Here is a 15,013-nt window from a genome sequence, read left to right as displayed (position 1 = left end):
ACGCCGACCAGCGCGGCGCCGGCCACAGCGGCGCCCGCGGCGGCGCGGATGCGCTCCCCCTGGGCGGGCGCGGCGCGGTGACGGGTGGGGCGAGTCGCGAGCGCGGTGGCTCCCCGGCCTTCGGCGTCGAGAAGGCTGTCGACGGTGATGGAACTGGGGCCTACTCGGTGCTGCGACATTGGTGCGTCCTCGCGTCCGTCCTACGAAAGTTGCCAACGAACGCCGCTGCGTCACAGCTGTTCACCCCGGACGAGCATGTCGTCGGAGATCGTCCGATGGTCACAATCTGTAACGTTTCGGCATCCGTTGTGACGGGAACTCTACCCCGTCGTGACCATTTCGCAACCTTCCGACTCGGGCAGCTCCTGAGGCGCATGTCACAGCGGTTACCGGCACATGACGTTCTCCGCCCGTCCGCGCGGCCACACAGATGCAAGCACATCCGCACACGGAGGCGAAAGTCGGCCCGGCAAAACACTTTTGGCGCGAATCCAGTCTTGTTGACAACAATTTTCGTTTAGACTCGGACGGGCACCGCACCCGACTTCCTGGAGGAGAGCGTCATGAGTCTCGATGTGCCCGCCGCCCTGCTCGAACGCGCCGAACGCGGCGAGATCGACGATGCCGAGTTCGTCGACTGCGTGAAGAACTCACTGCCCTACGCCTGGGAGGTGGTCAGCCGGGTCGTGAGCGAGTTGCGCACGGGCACGGCGGAATTCGCCGACAACTCGATCGCCCCGCCCGACGAGCAGGCCCGCGGCGAGCTGTTGCGCGCGCTGGCCTCCGACGCCATCCGCGGCGGCCTCGAGCGCCACTTCGGCGTCAAGCTGGCCTTCCAGAACTGCCACCGCGTGGCTGCCTTCCCGCTGGCCTCGGTCGGCGGCGACACCTATTCCACGTTCATCAGCCCCCGCGCGCAGCTGCTCAACCAGAGCCCGGAGCTGCGCAACTGCTGATCGTCGTCGAATGATCGTCGTCGAATGATCGTCGGTGAGCCCACCGCCCGGCACGTGCCACGTGCCGGGCGGTGTCACGTGCGCCCTGCTCAGTCCCGCCCTGCTCAGTCCCGCCCTGATCAGGCTTGCCCGTCCCCTACCCGATCGGACCCGCGCGCCGATCGGACCGGAGCCTGCCCGATCTCGTAGTCCGCCGGATCGAACCGTCGCGTCTTCCACCGGAACAGGGCGGTGACGCCGGGCCAGTTGTTGGTGATCCGCCCGGCCGCGTTGCGATACCAGCTCGAGCAGAAATTCCACGGCGTGTTCTTCAACCGCCGCTGCAACCAGTCGTCCCAGTTCTGCTCCACGTCCGCGCGCACCGCCAGATGCCGCCCCGGCCGCGAGGTGAGATGGTCGACCACCTGCCGGATGTAGCGCGCCTGCGATTCCAGCATGTAGACGATCGAGCCCGCGCCGACATTGGTGTTCGGCCCGTACATCATGAACAGATTCGGGAAACGCGGCACCGACATGCCGAGATAGGCGCGGGCGCCCTGCTCGCCCCACACATCGGCCAGCTTCGCCCCGCCGAGTCCGTAGATGTTCATCGGCGCCAGGAATTCGGTCCCCTTGAATCCGGTGCCGTAGACGATCACATCCGCCGGATGCTGCACGCCGTCGACGGTGCGCACCCCGGTCGGGGTGATCTCGGCGATGCCCGTGGTCTCCACCGTGACATTGGCCTGCCCCAGCGCCGGGAAATAGTCGTTGGAGAACAGCGCGCGCTTACAGCCCGGCTCGTAGTCGGGGGTCAGCGCGGCCCGCAGTCGCGGGTCGGGCACCTGCGTCTCGCGGTGCCGGTTCGCCAGCGCCACCACCGGCCCCTTCATCCCGGGCAGATCGGTCAAGCCGAGGGCGAGGACCTCGAAGATCAGCCAGATCAGGAACCGCTCGGCCAGCCGCACCGGCGGCACGTAGCGGAACAGCCTGTGATGCAGGGGCGAATACTCCACGTCGGGTTTGGGCAGCACCCACGCCGCCGAACGCTGGAACAGCGTCAATTCCAGCGCCAGCGGCTGAATGCGCGGAATGTACTGGATGGCGCTGGCGCCGGTGCCGATGCACGCCACCCGCTTCCCGGTCAGGTCGATCGAGTGGTCCCATTCGGCGGAATGGAACGACGGCCCGGCGAAGGTGTCGATGCCGGGAATGTTCGGCAGCGCCGGCCGCGACAGCTGTCCGACCGCGGGCACGAGGAGGGTCGTGGTCAGCCGTTGCCCGTCGGCGGTGGTGACCGTCCAGGTGCCCGTGGCCTCGTCGAATTCGGCGTCGGTGACCTCGGTGCCGAACCGGATGAAACGCTCCAGCCGGTATTTGCGGGCCACCCCGTGCATGTATTCGTGGATGTCGCGCTGCTCGGAGAACCGGCGCGGCCAGTCCGAGCGCGGCTCGAACGAATACGAATACAACGGCGAGGGGATGTCGCAGGCCGCGCCGGGATAGGTGTTCTCGCGCCACACCCCGCCCAGATCGGCGGCGCGCTCCAGGACGACGAAATCGTCGAACCCGTGGCGCAGCAGTTCCAGCGCCAGGCCCATGCCGGCGAAACCGGCCCCGATGATCAGCACGGACGACGTTGTCATGGCCCGAGCCTAGGCGCAGGACCACCGCCGGGCACAGGGGCCGACGGCCCCCGCCGTCACTCACCCGCGAGTGCCACTCACCCGCCGGCCAGCCGGCGGGCGATGACGAGCCGCTGGATCTGGTTCGTGCCCTCGAAGATCTGCATGACCTTCGCCTCGCGCATGTAGCGCTCCACCGGGAAGTCCTGGGTGTAGCCGTAGCCGCCGAACACCTGCACCGCGTCGGTGGTGACCTTCATGGCCGCGTCGGTGGCCACCAGCTTCGCCACGCTCGCCTGCCGCGAGTACGGCAGCCCGGCGTCGCGGCGGCGCGCGGCGTCCAGGTAGGTGGCGCGCGCGGAGTCCACCGCCGCCGCCATATCGGCGAGCAGGAAGCCGAGGCCCTGGTGGTCGATGATGTTCTTGCCGAACGCCTGACGCTCCTTGGCGTAGGCCACCGCGTCGTCCAGGGCACGCTGGGCCAGGCCGGTGGCGACCGCGGCGATGCCGAGGCGGCCGGAGTCCAGCGCGCTGAACGCGATGGTCAGGCCCTGTCCTTCCGCGCCGATCAGCCGCTCGTCGGGGAGGAACACGTCGTCGTAGGCGGCGGTGGTGGTCGGCACCGCGCGCAGGCCCATCTTCTCCTCGGGCTTGCCGAACGACAGGCCCTCGGCGTCCTTGGGCACCAGGAAGCAGGAGACCCCGCGCGAGCCCTCACCGGTGCGCGCGAACAGGGTGTAGAAGTCGGCCCGGCCGCCGTGGGTGATCCACGCCTTCGAGCCGTTGATCCGGTAGCCGCCGTCGACCTCGGTGGCCCGGCAGCGCAGCGCGGCCGCGTCGGAACCGGCGTGCGGCTCGGACAGGCTGTAGGCGCCGACGGTCGTGCCGGACAGCATCTCGCCCAGCCAGCGGTCCTTCTGCTCGTCGGAGCCGAAGGCGAACAGCGGATGGCACGACAGGCTGTGCACGCTCACCGCCACCGCGACCGCCGCCCAGCGCGCGGCCAGCTCCTCCAGCACCTGGAGGTACACCTCGTACGGCTGGCCGCCGCCACCGAACTCCTCCGGGTACGGCAGGCTCAGCAGCCCGGCGGCGCCGAGGGCGGGGAAGACCTCCTCGGGATAGGTCTCGGTCTTCTCGCATTCGGCCGCCCGCGGCTCGAGCACCTTGTCGGCGATCTCGCGGGTCAGGTCGAGCAGGTCGCCCGCCTCCTGGGTGGGCAGCATCCGGTCCACTGGCATGGGACTTTTCTACCTGCCCCGCCGCGACGCGGGTCACCCCCGTTCGGGGGTAGCCGCGCAAGTATGGCTTCGGACACCCTTGTCGGGCGTAGCATCCCGGTGTGACGTGGCTCATCGCCGTCCCGGGTCGTCTCCCAGGACAGTGCGAGCAGCTGCCGCCGACTAGTTAGGAGTTCCCGCCACATGTTGAGCACCATGCAGGACGAGTCGCTCTCGCTCACGACGCTGCTGCGATACGCGTCGACCTTCCAGGGCGACAGCACCGTCTCCACGTGGACCGGCACCGGGGTGCGCACCATCACCTACCGCGAGCTCGGCGCCCAGGCCGCCCAGCTGGCCAACGCGCTGACCGGCCTCGGCGTCGGCCGCGGCGACCGCGTCGGCACCTTCATGTGGAACAACAACGAGCACATGGTCGCCTACATCGGCGTGCCCGCCATGGGCGCCGTGCTGCACGCGCTCAACATCCGCCTGTTCCCCGAGCAGCTGGTCTACGTGGCCAACCACGCCGAGGACAAGGTCGTCATCGTCGACGGCTCGCTGCTGCCGCTGTTCGGCCAGATCCTGCCGGAGCTGAAGACCGTCAGCCACGTCATCGTGGCCAACGGCGACGCGACCGAGCTCACCGCGCCCGAGGGCGTCACGGTGCACTCCTACACCGAACTGCTCGCCGGTCAGCCCGACACCTACGACTACCCGGTCGTGGACGAGCGCGAAGCCGCCGCCATGTGCTACACCTCCGGCACCACCGGCGCCCCCAAGGGCGTCGTCTACTCGCACCGCTCCAACTGGCTGCACGCCATGCAGGTGCTCACCCCGATGAGCATGGGCCTCAGCGGCACCGACACCGTGCTCAGCATCGTGCCGCTCTTCCACGCCAACGCCTGGGGCATGCCCTACGCCGCGCTGATGTCCGGCGCCGACATGCTCATGCCCGACCGCTTCCTGCAGCCCGGCCCGCTGCTGGAGATGATGGCCCACCAGAAGCCCACTTTCGCCGCCGCCGTGCCCACCATCTGGGGCGGCGTGCTGGCCGCGCTGTCGGCCGAGCCGCAGGACATCTCGCACCTGCGCACCGCCGTCGTCGGTGGCGCCGCCGTCCCGCCCTCGCTCATGCGCGCCTTCCAGGAGAAGCACGGCGTGCGCGTCCTGCACGCCTGGGGCATGACCGAGACCTCCCCGCTCGGCTCCGTCGCCAACCCGCCGGCAGGCGTCACCGGCGAGGAGGAGTGGGAGTACCGCTACACCCAGGGCCGCTTCCCCGCCGCCGTCCAGGCCCGCCTGGTCGACGACGAGGGCAAGGTCGTCCCCAACGACGGCAAGTCCCTCGGCGAGTTGCAGGTCCGCGGCCCGTGGATCACCGGCTCCTACTACTCCCCCGACGGCACCCAGGTCGACCCCGACAAGTTCGACGACGGCTGGCTGCGCACCGGCGACGTCGGCAAGATCACCCCCAACGGCTACCTGACCCTGGTTGACCGCTCCAAGGACGTCATCAAGTCCGGCGGCGAGTGGATCTCCTCGGTCGACCTGGAGAACGCCGTCATGGGCCACCCCGCCGTCGCCGAGGCCTCCGTCATCGGCGTCCCCGACGAGAAGTGGGACGAGCGCCCCCTGTGCGCCATCGTCCTGGCCGACGGCGCCACCGCCACCCCCGCCGAACTCCGCGACTTCCTCGCAGGCAAGTTCGCCAAGTGGCAGTTGCCCGAGCGCTGGGCCTTCATCGACGAGGTCCCCAAGACCAGCGTCGGCAAGTTCGACAAGAAGGCCCTTCGCACCCGCTACGCCGACGGCGACCTCGACGTCATCACCCTCGACTGACCGCTCGCCCTCCCGGACCGGGGCGCCGTCACCACCCCCGAACGCGCGCTCCGAGCCCGGCGGTCCACCCCGCCGCCGGGCTCACCCCCGGGACAATTCGGCCCTGCGCGGCCGGACCCGGTAGACTCTGGCTCGTCCATACCGGCCTTCGTAGCTCAGGGGATAGAGCACCGCTCTCCTAAAGCGGGTGTCGCAGGTTCGAATCCTGCCGAGGGCACAGACAAACATGCAGTTCAGGCCGTTTTCCTACCCTGACTAGCCGTTGCCGGATCGGACGCGGTACGCAGAGAGTACGCAGCAGCGAAGCCGGTACGGGCCGCGTCGAGCTTGCACGCGACCTCATCCAAGTCGTCATCGAAGAGGTCAGCGTAGAAGTCGAGCGTCGTACTCGGCTTGTCATGCCCGAGCATCCGTTGCAACGCCAGGACCGAGGCACCGTGCGAGACCGCCAGCGACGCCGCGGTGTGCCGCATCTCGTGCGGAGTCAGTCCCTCCAGACCAGCGGCTTTGGCAGCCCCATCCCACCAGGCGCGGCGCATGTTCCGCACCCGCAGAATCGCACCCGTGCTCGACGTGAACACCTCCGAGTCGGGGCGACGGCCCGCCAAATGCCGTTCCAGAGGCTCTGCCAGAAACGCCGGGAACGGGACACTACGCCGCTGATGATCCTTCGGGGCCTTCGTCACCAACACGCCGTCAACCTCGGTAATCGTGCGCTCGATCTGGAGGCGACGGCGCTGCAACGACACGGACGACACCTGCAATCCCGCCAACTCCGCGAAGCGCAGACCGCAGTAGGCCAACACCATGACCGTCAGCCAGTTACCGCCTGCCTGTTCGGCCAACCGCTCCACCTCCATGCCGGAGAGGTACCGGCGCTTGGCAAGTCGTTGCTTCGGGCGATTCACGGTGGAACACGGGTTCACTGCGATGCGGCGCGTGATCACCGCATAGTCGCAAATCTGCGAGAGCACACCCAGATTCTTCCGAACGGTGCCACCAGCAGCACCGCCCGAGACCTGCTCGATCACCCATTGCTGAATTTCCTCGTGGGCAAGGTCAGCGACACGGACGTTCCCCCACCGAGGCCGAATGTGGGCGTCGACCACCGACCGGTACCGGGAACGCGTCGATTCTTCCCAGGACGGATGGTTGTCCAACCAGGCGGTAGCGATGACATCGACCGTCACACGGCCAGCAGACGGCGGCGCGTGAACCCCGCTCACGACTGCCGCCGTCTGAGCGTCAAGCCACGACTGCGCATCCACCTTCCGAGCGAACCGCTTCGTGTTCTCTCGGCCAGTTCCGTCGACATACCTTGCACGCCAACGCTTTCCCTTGCCATGCAGCTTGGAGGGCACCCGATGCACCGTGCCATCGGGGCAGCGTTCTTCCTTGGTCCAGAGGTCTTCGACGCCTGCCCGCCGGTTCCGCCGAACAGCCATCAGGCGGCCTCACCGGTACCGGTCAGCTGTTCCTGCTCGACGATCCAGGCCAGAACCACCGACTTGCGCCACACCCGACGACGCGGCCCGAGTTTGAAGCTCGCCGGTCCCTTGCCCACGTGTGCCCACCACCTCCAGGTCGCTTCCGGAATCCCGGTCAACGCCTCACAGTCCTTCGCCCGCAAGTAGGTTTCAGCCTCCATCGGAACACCCCTTTCTATGCTGCTATCGGGATTGCCGAACTTCGTTGTGCTGCTGTTGGTCCCGCTGCCAGTAGGGCACGTGTGTATTCCGCTCGCCAGGCCGTGCGTTGGGCGATGGCGGACATGATCAGGTGATCCCGAGGCGGGGCGGACTGGTCACCAGGCTCGACCGGGCGCACGATCCAGTGCGAGGTATCCGGCTTGCTGATACCCACCTGGGCGAGCAGTTGCCGAACAAACTCGGCACGGTCGGCCTTGTGGTCGGGCAGCGTTTTGCCGGACCAGCGGCGGGAGACCAGGACTCGGCGGCCGGGCAGGCCGAGGGTGTCACGGCGGTGCGCTTTACCCTTGCAGCGGCCGGGGATCGTTTTGTCGCTGGCGCCCTTGGGCACGATGCCGTAGCGCAGCCAGACCGGGCAGCGCGGCGAGCACGGGGTGTGTTGAAGCTCGGCGTGCAGGCGGTCGTAGTGGGCCGCCGTGCGGGCCGAGGTCGTGTCCAGTACTTCGCTGATCGACTTGGTGAGGTACTTGGTCACGTAGCCGATCGCGCGGTCGGCCTTCTCCCCGGGTATGAAGCCGCGCATATGGCCGGGGTCCATGCGTTCGCCGAACCGGACCGTGTACGCCGGTTCGAGGTCGTCCACGCTGTCGAGGATGTCCAGGGCCTCATCCCAGCCCGTCAACGGGTGGCGGGTCTCCGGGTCCACGAAGGTCATGAGCCGGTGATCCCAGACCGGGAGCCGGTCACCGGAATACACCTCGTGCTCGGGGTCGAAGTGCGGCCACCACACCTGGTGGTAGGTCGCCGCGGTGACCATGCGCAGGATTTCGCGGGAGATCGCGCCGCGCAGTAGCAGGTGCAGGTGCGGGGCGCCGCGTTTCTGCGGCTCCACGGTGGCGAAGTACTGCACGTCATAGCCGACGCAGCGGCGGAGATTCTGAATCCAGCGGTCCACCAGCTTGGAGAAATGCACGATGTCGCGGGCAGCGCGGGCGTAGTCGTAGGTTTCCGGATCACGCGGAGACCCGTCCGAGCACGGCTTGCCCTCGCTGTCCACTGCGCCGTCGCGGTTGATCGGACCGTAGGACGGCATGGTGAGCGTGACCATCATCGAGGACCGGTAGCCGCCGATCACCTGGCCGACCGTGCGCCGTTCGATGCGCTTGCGGGGCAGGTTGGGCACGTCCTGGCGGCGCTTGGTGGAACGCACCCGACGAGCCCTTGGTGTCGGATCGAGTGGCGGGAGCGGGCCACGGAACCCGGACTCACGGATTTCGGCGTCGGTCTCGGTGATCAGCCGGGCGAGTTCGGCGGCCAACTCGTCGTCGGCATCCTCGCGTGCAGCGCGGTAGTCGGCCACCAGATCGGCGCGATAGGCCAGCAGCTCGGTTTGCAGGTCCGAGGGTTCGCGGGTCTCGTCCACGGGTTCGGTTTCGGCGTGCCAGCCTTCCCGGCATTGGGTCATGCGCAGCCAGCGGGCTTTGTCCGCGCAGGGCTTGCACACGCTGGCGACCGTGGATTTGCAGGGTGACCCGACGTAGGAGACTTTGCCGGTGTTCGGGTCGAAGGCGCGCATCGTGATCGGGCGGACGCAGACGCCGAACTTCTCGGCGGTGGCCTGGGCGACGTCGGTGAAATCCGGGAGGGCGCGACGCTGGGCGGCGGTTTGCCGGGCCGAGGTGGGTGCCGGTTCGGTCGCGGTGGGTTCGGTGCTCATGCGGCGTCCTTCGTCCAGTCGGCCCCGTCGATGATCTGGGGGAGGTTCACCGGTTCGGCGAGGGCATCGAGGTAGCGGAAGTTCAGTTCGACCAGGCCGGGACCGAGCACTTTGACCCGGCACTCTTCGGCACCGAACGCGTGAGCCAGCTGCTCGGCGCGATCGCTGTAGTCGTCGGGACGGTGGCCAGGCACCATCCGCACGTGCACGATGTCATCGGCCTTACCGATCCACACATCCTGGAGTCGAGGCACCCGCACCCGGTCGCCGTCCACAACGACGAGATGGCAGGCGGTCAGCAGGCGCACCCAGCGGCGGCGGTAGCGGAACCAGGCCAGGAACCGGGCACGGGCACGGCCGGTGACCCAGCGCTCGAAGGTCTGCGGGCTCCGCACTCGCCACAGCACCATCCCCGCGACCCAGCAACCAGCCACCCCGGCCCCGGCCAACGGATGCAGCAGAACACCCGCGACCACGGTAAGAGCGAGCGGGAGCGAGATCATCGGGAACAGCACCGCCCACCACGCCGCCACCGCAACAGCGACGAGGACGCCACCGGCGAGGTTGAGCAGGGCCAGGCCGATCACGTCGAGCGGGTCACGCCCGGTCGTGGTGGTGGTCGTTGTGGTGGTGGTCATCGTTAGGTGTCTTCCTCATCGAAAAGGGCCAGTTGGTTCGGCGACAGGGCGTGCAGGTCGACCCGCTTCGTCCGGCGACCCTTCTTCTCCGGAACCTTCTCGGCCGAATCAGGCTGCGCGGAAACGGGTTTGCGCACTGTCATGCCGCCCACCCGCCGTCACCGTCGTCGTAGCCGTCGCTGGCAGGCAATGCCATCGGAGTGCCGGTCTCGGCCAGGACGTGGACCGCGACCGTGATCGGGTCCAGGCCGCGGGCTTCGAGCTGGCAGCGGCGACGGGCTGCCAGGTCGATCACGTTGGAGTCGTAGCGGTTGCTCATCAGAGGAAAGCCCTTCCGGGAGTAGGCGAGATGGGATGCCGGGCTCAGGTCAGGCCGCGGCGGGCGAGGTGCCGGTGTCGCCGTCGCCGAGGTCGTCGGGGTCGAAATCCGAGTAGTCCTCGACCGGGCCGCTGATCTGCGGGGCCGGGGAGTAGGCGTCCACGATCGCGTCGGCGGCATCGTCGGACACCCAGAACGCGCGCACCCGCACGAACTCGGTCGTGCCGTCCTCACCCACGTAGCCGACACCCGGAGTCGCCTCGCTGATGCGGTCGCAGCGGGCACCCCGGTCGCGGGCGCCTTGGCCGTGGACCATCGCCACCTGCGTCGGCTCATCCAACCGGAGGCCGATGCGGATGGGGAACAGCTGCCGGTTCGGCATCGTCTCCTTGGACGGGTCCTGCAACGCGGCGATCACCGAGACCCCGGCCGCACGACCCTGCGACAACAGAAGGCCGGTCAGGCGCCGGAACTCCTGCTGAGTGTCGCGATCCGCATACGAGGACAAGGCCGCAGCCTCATCGATGATCACGAGGATCAGCGGCGCCTCCGGGGTGGGGACGTGCTTGCGAATCCCGTTGGCGCGCATGAACGCCAACCGCTCCCGCAGCACCTCCACGGCTTCTTTGAGCATGGCGACGATGGTTTCGGCGTCGGTGGCGAACCGGACGAACAACCGGCCCTCCCCGCGCCCGAACTCGACCCCGCCTTTCGGGTCGGCCATCCACACATCCACCAGCCCGGCCCGGATCGCCGGACCCAGGCCGCCGAGGATGGACCAGATCACCGAGCCCTTCCCGGAACCGGTGGCACCGGCGAGCAGGATGTGGCCGTAGAGGACTCGCAGCCGCCACAGGTCGTGGGATTCGGTGACGCCGACCGGGACCGCCTCGAGGTCGACCCGATGCCGGTCACCGAACGGGGACGGCGCCGGGACAGCGAGGGTGTCGTGGGTGCGCACGTGCAAACGCACCCAGGACGGTACGGGCGAGGAGGCGGTGACCTCGGGAACAGAGAAGTAGGTGGCGAACTGGGCAAGGGTTTCGTCGTTGGACCAGTCGGTGAAGGACTGGCCACCCAACATGAGGATGTCGACGTAGAGGCCGTGCTCGGTGTAGTCGTAGCTGTCCACGTGCGGGAACCCGCCGTCGAGGGAGCCCAAGCCGAGCGCAGAGAACATCAGGTTCGTCTGTCCGGGATCGGCCAGGACGTAGACCGCGGTGCGCAATCCGGCCGGGGCGGCATCGGCGATATCTTCGGCTGTGACCGGCCGGGAAGGGGTGTCGCTGGCCCAGCGCATCCAGGCCATGCCACCGACCGCCGCGACAGCCGAACCGGCGGTGAACAGGCTGACGAGGTTCGACATCAGTCCTCCCCGAGTCCGGTGGCGGTCAGGGAGACCGAGGGAAACGGGGTCTCGGGCTGGTCGCACAGCATCACGCACTCATCGGCGCGCCCCTCGAGGACCGCGGGCGGCTGGCACAACAGCACGCACCCATCCGGGCCGGGCTGCTGTTCGGTGGGCTGCTCGCAGAACATGACGCAGTCATCCGGGTTGGTGTCGGCGACCGCTGTGGCCGGGACCGCAGCCGAGATCGCCAGCGGGACAGCGACGGCCGTGAGGAGAGAAGAGAACGAGAACATCAGTGACCCCCTACGGGAACCGCGATCGGCAGCATCGGCTGCTGCACGGGTCGCGAAGAACGAACAGATTTGACCGGCGCAGCCACACGCACCGGAGAAGGAACCGGATCGGCAGCAACCGGAATCGGTGCAGCCACCGGCTCGGGCGCTACCGGTTCCGGCTCGGGCAATTCGGCCGGCACTTCCGGCACCGACACCGACACCGACATAGGCTCGGACTCGGGTTCGGGCTCGACGGCCGCGACGGTTTCGGGTTTCGGCTCCGGGACCGTGGGCCGATGCGCGACGCGGAACAGCACCGCCAGGCCATGCGTGTCGGCCAGCAGCGAGACCGGAGCGATCGCCGCGACGATGGCCGACGCCCACGCCGGGAGCGGTTGCCCGTTGGCGACCGCGTGCAGGCTGTTGCCCGCCACCGACACCGCCGACCCGATGACCAGGACCGCGAGGAAGAACCGGCGTTCCCGACCGGGGCACACCAGCACCCCGAACGTGGCGAGCAGGATCGTGCCGTCAACGATCAGCGGGAACAACCACGCATCCTGCGCGGGGATGTGGGCGAGGACCGCGAGGTCTTTGAGGGTGGAGTACGACAGCCGGAACGCTGCCGCACCCACGCCGACGATGATGGCTGCGGCGGACCAACGCGCGTAACGCATCGCCGCCGCCTGGCCCGCCGCACCCATGATCAGGCCGCCTTATCCGAAGCCACGGCCGTGTCGTGCTCGGCCAACACACCCGGCAGCTGAGCCAGCAGCGAACGAGCATCCTCGATGCTCAGATACAGCCAGGCGTTGGTACCAGCCAGCTCGATGACCACCGAGGCCGGAACCCGACGGACTTCGCCGTCCCGCTCCGGGGAGTAGGCGACCGCGATCCCGTCGAACCCGGAGACATGGTTGCTGAAGAACGACATGATCAGGCCGCCTTGTTCGAGGCCGGGTTGGTCTTGGCGCCGGAGTTGTCGCCCTTGATGCCCGTGGCCCGCACCGTCCACCCGATCGACTTGAACTCACCGGAGCCGGTGACCTTCGGCTTGACCATCAACCCCTCCAGCTCGATCGGGGTCATGCCCGGCACGATCTCCGGCGCCGCGGGCACCGGCTGCACATCGGCCACGAACGTCACGTCGATGGCGGCGTTCTTCGAGTTCGAGGCGCACGGATCGGTGACCGTGCCCTTCCACAACCGCTTGCCCGTGCCGTTGCCGTCGAAGTCGAAGTCCAGCTTCTGCACCTTCGGCGCGTTGCGGTCCCGGCTGAACTCGGTCACCGGCTCGATCTCACCCAGCAGGAACAGACCCTTCGGGAACGCCTCGTGGAAGTCCGGGCGGAACCACACATCTTTGAGAGCCATCTCATTCACTCCTTGAAGTAGGCCGAATCACTTGATGGCCAGTACTTTCCGGGAATTCCGACGACACCAGGACTACATAGATGGACTTCTTGGGACGTCCTGCGTACTCTGAAGACGTCCCTAGTGGTCGCCGGGATCGGAGATGAGATGGCGAACGAGCGTCTGCGCGAAGCGTTGCTGAGAAACGGACTCGACCTCAGTCACGTTGCCGAAGTGACCGGCGTCGATCAGAAGACCGTCGAGCGCTGGATCACGAAGGGACGTGTCCCGTACCCGCGCCACCGGCACGCGGTCGCCGCCCTGGTGAAGGAGACCGAGCGCTACCTGTGGCCCGACGCCGTAGCTCCGGAGCGGCGTGAGGCGATTGCCGAATCGGAAGTCGTGAAGGTCTACCCGCACAGGCATTCGGTGCCGAGTGACTTGTGGCTCCGCTTGCTGTCCAACGCTCATGACCGGATCGAGGTCTTGGTTTTGGCCGGCCTTTTCCTCGCCGAAGACCCGTCATTCGCCAAGCTGATCCGTCAGAAGGCGGCTGCCGGAACCTCGATCCGGTTTCTGTTCGGGAACCCGGCCGCGGCCGAGGTTGCCAAGCGCAGCAGCGAAGAGCGCCTGGCCGAGGGCACCGTTTCGGCGCGGATCAGGAACGCCCTGGCGCTGGTCGAACCGCTGGCCAGCATCGACGGCGTGGAGCTGCGCTACCACGACACGACCCTGTACAACTCGGTGTTCCGGTTCGACGACGAGATGATCGTGAACATGCACGTCTACGGCCAGCCCGGCGCCTATGCCCCCGCCATGCACCTGCGTCGGTTGGCGGGCGGAGACTTGTTCGACACCTACCTGACCAGCTTCGAGCAGGTCTGGTCGCAGGCGGTGCCGAAGTCTGTGGTCGAGGGAGGCGCAGCATGAGGACCGACTACCTCAACGATCCCGCCGCACCGCCCGCGAACAGCCTCAAGGTCGCTGTCAGTGCCTTCGTTCAGGACGAGGCCGGTCGAATCCTGATGATCCACCGCACCGACAACGACCTGTTCTCACTGCCGGGCGGCGGCATGGAGGTAGGCGAAACGGTCGCCGAAGCCGTCGTCCGCGAAGTTGCCGAAGAAACCGGCATCAACGTACGCCCCACCGAAGTGCTCGGCATCTTCTCCGACCCCGGCCACGTCATCGCCTACACCGATGGCGAAGTCCGACAGGAGTTCTCCATCTGCTTCGCAGCCGAGCCGATCGGCGGAACACCGCGGACGAGCTCGGAGTCGAAGGCGGTTCAATGGGTCGCCCCCGACGAACTGAGCGATCTGCACATCCACCCGTCGATGCGTCAGAGGATCGACCGCGGCCTTCAAGCCCCTGGCCGGACCTACTTCACCTGATTGCGGAGCCGCTCGTCGGTGCGTTGCGCCACAGCGCGGATGATCGGTTCGGCCTCGCGGATAGACCGGGCCACAACATGTTCGGCGCCGTACCGGCGATAGATGTCGGCCAGCCGATCGTCCACGGTGGTAGTCACCCCGTCCGCTGTGGTTGTCATATCCGCCCACCACAGCGCATCTCTCAACGGAGTCTGTTCGTCCTCCCAGTCGATCGCCAGCTCGCGGTTGCGTGCCTCGATGCAAGCGCATGAATGGTTCGCCACCAGCGCGCAAAGCCGGTCAGACGCGCCGATCGACTCGAGGAAGGCAGCACCGTCGATCGGATGAAATCCGGTTCGCACCAGAGCAGGGGAGTAGCCGATGTCATGCAGCCACCCGGCCGCCACCAGTAGCTCCGCGTCATCCACCACCGGCCCCGCTAGTGCCGCACGACCCGCTACGCCTTCCACATGCCGCAGGCGACGCGGCAGCACGGTCAGGTGCGCACGAGCAGTCTCCGCTGCCCAGCTAACGAGGTCCACAGCCATGACACAACCGTATCGACCGCATCTGACGAGTGCTTCAACTGCCGAATTCCGCCATACAGGATCAAGAGCGCCTGCGGCGGCGCAAACCCCCCCGCCCCCCCCCCCCACCCCCCCCCCACGGGGAGAAAATCCGCCCCCCCCCCCGCGCGGGCGCGGCGGCGCCCCCAT

18 protein-coding genes and 1 tRNA gene are annotated in these 15,013 nt (G+C 67.9%); 5 read left to right on the top strand and 14 right to left on the bottom strand.

Annotated elements, in window-relative coordinates:
• Positions 1-563 precede the first annotated feature (563 nt).
• A complete protein-coding gene (locus QH283_RS12100; protein ID WP_280503100.1) occupies positions 564-956 on the top strand; it encodes an SCO5389 family protein in 393 nt (130 codons plus the stop codon).
• A 119-nt stretch (positions 957-1,075) separates the two neighbouring features.
• On the opposite strand, the gene QH283_RS12095 is transcribed toward QH283_RS12100, so the two are convergent.
• Both QH283_RS12095 and QH283_RS12090 read right to left on the bottom strand, forming a co-directional pair.
• Positions 1,076-2,581 (bottom strand): flavin-containing monooxygenase, encoded by a 1,506-nt coding sequence (locus tag QH283_RS12095; RefSeq protein ID WP_280503099.1) that lies wholly within the window; start codon positions 2,579-2,581, stop codon positions 1,076-1,078.
• A 77-nt stretch (positions 2,582-2,658) separates the two neighbouring features.
• The gene (locus QH283_RS12090) at positions 2,659-3,801 is read right to left on the bottom strand and encodes an acyl-CoA dehydrogenase family protein (RefSeq protein ID WP_280503098.1); all 1,143 of its coding nucleotides are present in this window, start codon (positions 3,799-3,801) and stop codon (positions 2,659-2,661) included.
• Between the two features lie 183 nt (positions 3,802-3,984).
• Here QH283_RS12090 and QH283_RS12085 point away from each other — a divergent pair, with 183 nt between their 5' ends.
• Positions 3,985-5,622: a long-chain fatty acid--CoA ligase gene (locus QH283_RS12085; protein ID WP_280503097.1), complete on the top strand. Its 1,638-nt coding sequence runs from the start codon at positions 3,985-3,987 to the stop codon at positions 5,620-5,622.
• A 144-nt stretch (positions 5,623-5,766) separates the two neighbouring features.
• A tRNA-Arg gene (locus QH283_RS12080) sits at positions 5,767-5,839 on the top strand.
• Between the two features lie 16 nt (positions 5,840-5,855).
• On the opposite strand, the gene QH283_RS12075 is transcribed toward QH283_RS12080, so the two are convergent.
• The 11 genes from QH283_RS12075 to QH283_RS12025 all read right to left on the bottom strand — a co-directional run bounded on the left by QH283_RS12075 (position 5,856) and on the right by QH283_RS12025 (position 12,945).
• A complete protein-coding gene (locus tag QH283_RS12075) occupies positions 5,856-6,812 on the bottom strand; it encodes a tyrosine-type recombinase/integrase (RefSeq protein WP_197534140.1) in 957 nt (318 codons plus the stop codon).
• 254 nt (positions 6,813-7,066) lie between these two features.
• Positions 7,067-7,186 (bottom strand): helix-turn-helix transcriptional regulator, encoded by a 120-nt coding sequence (locus QH283_RS30310; RefSeq protein ID WP_432420715.1) that lies wholly within the window; start codon positions 7,184-7,186, stop codon positions 7,067-7,069.
• Positions 7,187-7,284: 98 nt separating this feature from the next.
• Positions 7,285-8,988, bottom strand: coding sequence for a replication initiator (locus tag QH283_RS12065; RefSeq protein WP_280503096.1), 1,704 nt, complete (start codon positions 8,986-8,988; stop codon positions 7,285-7,287).
• Positions 8,985-9,626: a hypothetical protein gene (locus QH283_RS12060; protein ID WP_280503095.1), complete on the bottom strand. Its 642-nt coding sequence runs from the start codon at positions 9,624-9,626 to the stop codon at positions 8,985-8,987. The genes QH283_RS12065 and QH283_RS12060 overlap by 4 nt, the downstream gene beginning before the upstream one ends.
• 2 nt (positions 9,627-9,628) lie before the next feature.
• Positions 9,629-9,769 (bottom strand): hypothetical protein, encoded by a 141-nt coding sequence (locus QH283_RS12055; RefSeq protein ID WP_280503094.1) that lies wholly within the window; start codon positions 9,767-9,769, stop codon positions 9,629-9,631.
• The gene (locus QH283_RS12050) at positions 9,766-9,945 is read right to left on the bottom strand and encodes a hypothetical protein (protein ID WP_280503093.1); all 180 of its coding nucleotides are present in this window, start codon (positions 9,943-9,945) and stop codon (positions 9,766-9,768) included. The genes QH283_RS12055 and QH283_RS12050 overlap by 4 nt, the downstream gene beginning before the upstream one ends.
• Positions 9,946-9,994: 49 nt before the next feature.
• Positions 9,995-11,311, bottom strand: a complete 1,317-nt coding sequence (locus QH283_RS12045) for an FtsK/SpoIIIE domain-containing protein (RefSeq protein WP_280503092.1) — start codon at positions 11,309-11,311, stop codon at positions 9,995-9,997.
• Positions 11,311-11,589: a hypothetical protein gene (locus QH283_RS12040; protein ID WP_280503091.1), complete on the bottom strand. Its 279-nt coding sequence runs from the start codon at positions 11,587-11,589 to the stop codon at positions 11,311-11,313. The genes QH283_RS12045 and QH283_RS12040 overlap by 1 nt, the downstream gene beginning before the upstream one ends.
• Positions 11,589-12,275, bottom strand: a complete 687-nt coding sequence (locus QH283_RS12035) for a DUF2637 domain-containing protein (RefSeq protein WP_280503090.1) — start codon at positions 12,273-12,275, stop codon at positions 11,589-11,591. Before QH283_RS12035 ends, QH283_RS12040 begins: the two co-directional genes overlap by 1 nt.
• A 2-nt stretch (positions 12,276-12,277) precedes the next feature.
• On the bottom strand, positions 12,278-12,505 hold the full coding sequence (locus QH283_RS12030; protein WP_280503089.1) for a hypothetical protein: 228 nt from the start codon (positions 12,503-12,505) through the stop codon (positions 12,278-12,280).
• 2 nt (positions 12,506-12,507) lie between these two features.
• Positions 12,508-12,945, bottom strand: coding sequence for a hypothetical protein (locus tag QH283_RS12025; RefSeq protein ID WP_280503088.1), 438 nt, complete (start codon positions 12,943-12,945; stop codon positions 12,508-12,510).
• A gap of 147 nt (positions 12,946-13,092) precedes the next feature.
• Here QH283_RS12025 and QH283_RS12020 point away from each other — a divergent pair, with 147 nt between their 5' ends.
• Both QH283_RS12020 and QH283_RS12015 read left to right on the top strand, forming a co-directional pair.
• Entirely contained in the window at positions 13,093-13,854 is a 762-nt protein-coding gene (locus QH283_RS12020) for a DUF5919 domain-containing protein (protein ID WP_280503087.1), read from the top strand.
• Positions 13,851-14,318 carry an NUDIX hydrolase gene (locus QH283_RS12015; protein WP_280503086.1) on the top strand — a complete coding sequence of 156 codons (468 nt, stop codon included), beginning with the start codon at positions 13,851-13,853 and terminating at the stop codon, positions 14,316-14,318. Before QH283_RS12020 ends, QH283_RS12015 begins: the two co-directional genes overlap by 4 nt.
• Here the strand turns inward: QH283_RS12015 and QH283_RS12010 are convergent.
• Complete coding sequence (locus QH283_RS12010; RefSeq protein WP_280503085.1) at positions 14,306-14,845, bottom strand: HD domain-containing protein; 540 nt, start codon at positions 14,843-14,845, stop codon at positions 14,306-14,308. The two genes, QH283_RS12015 and QH283_RS12010, sit on opposite strands and share 13 nt — an antisense overlap.
• Positions 14,846-15,013: the final 168 nt, after the last annotated feature.

The sequence above is a fragment of the Nocardia farcinica genome (assembly GCF_029867845.1).
GTDB classification, from domain to species: Bacteria; Actinomycetota; Actinomycetes; order Mycobacteriales; family Mycobacteriaceae; genus Nocardia; species Nocardia farcinica_A.
This window is presented reverse-complemented; position numbering and strand designations above follow the sequence as displayed.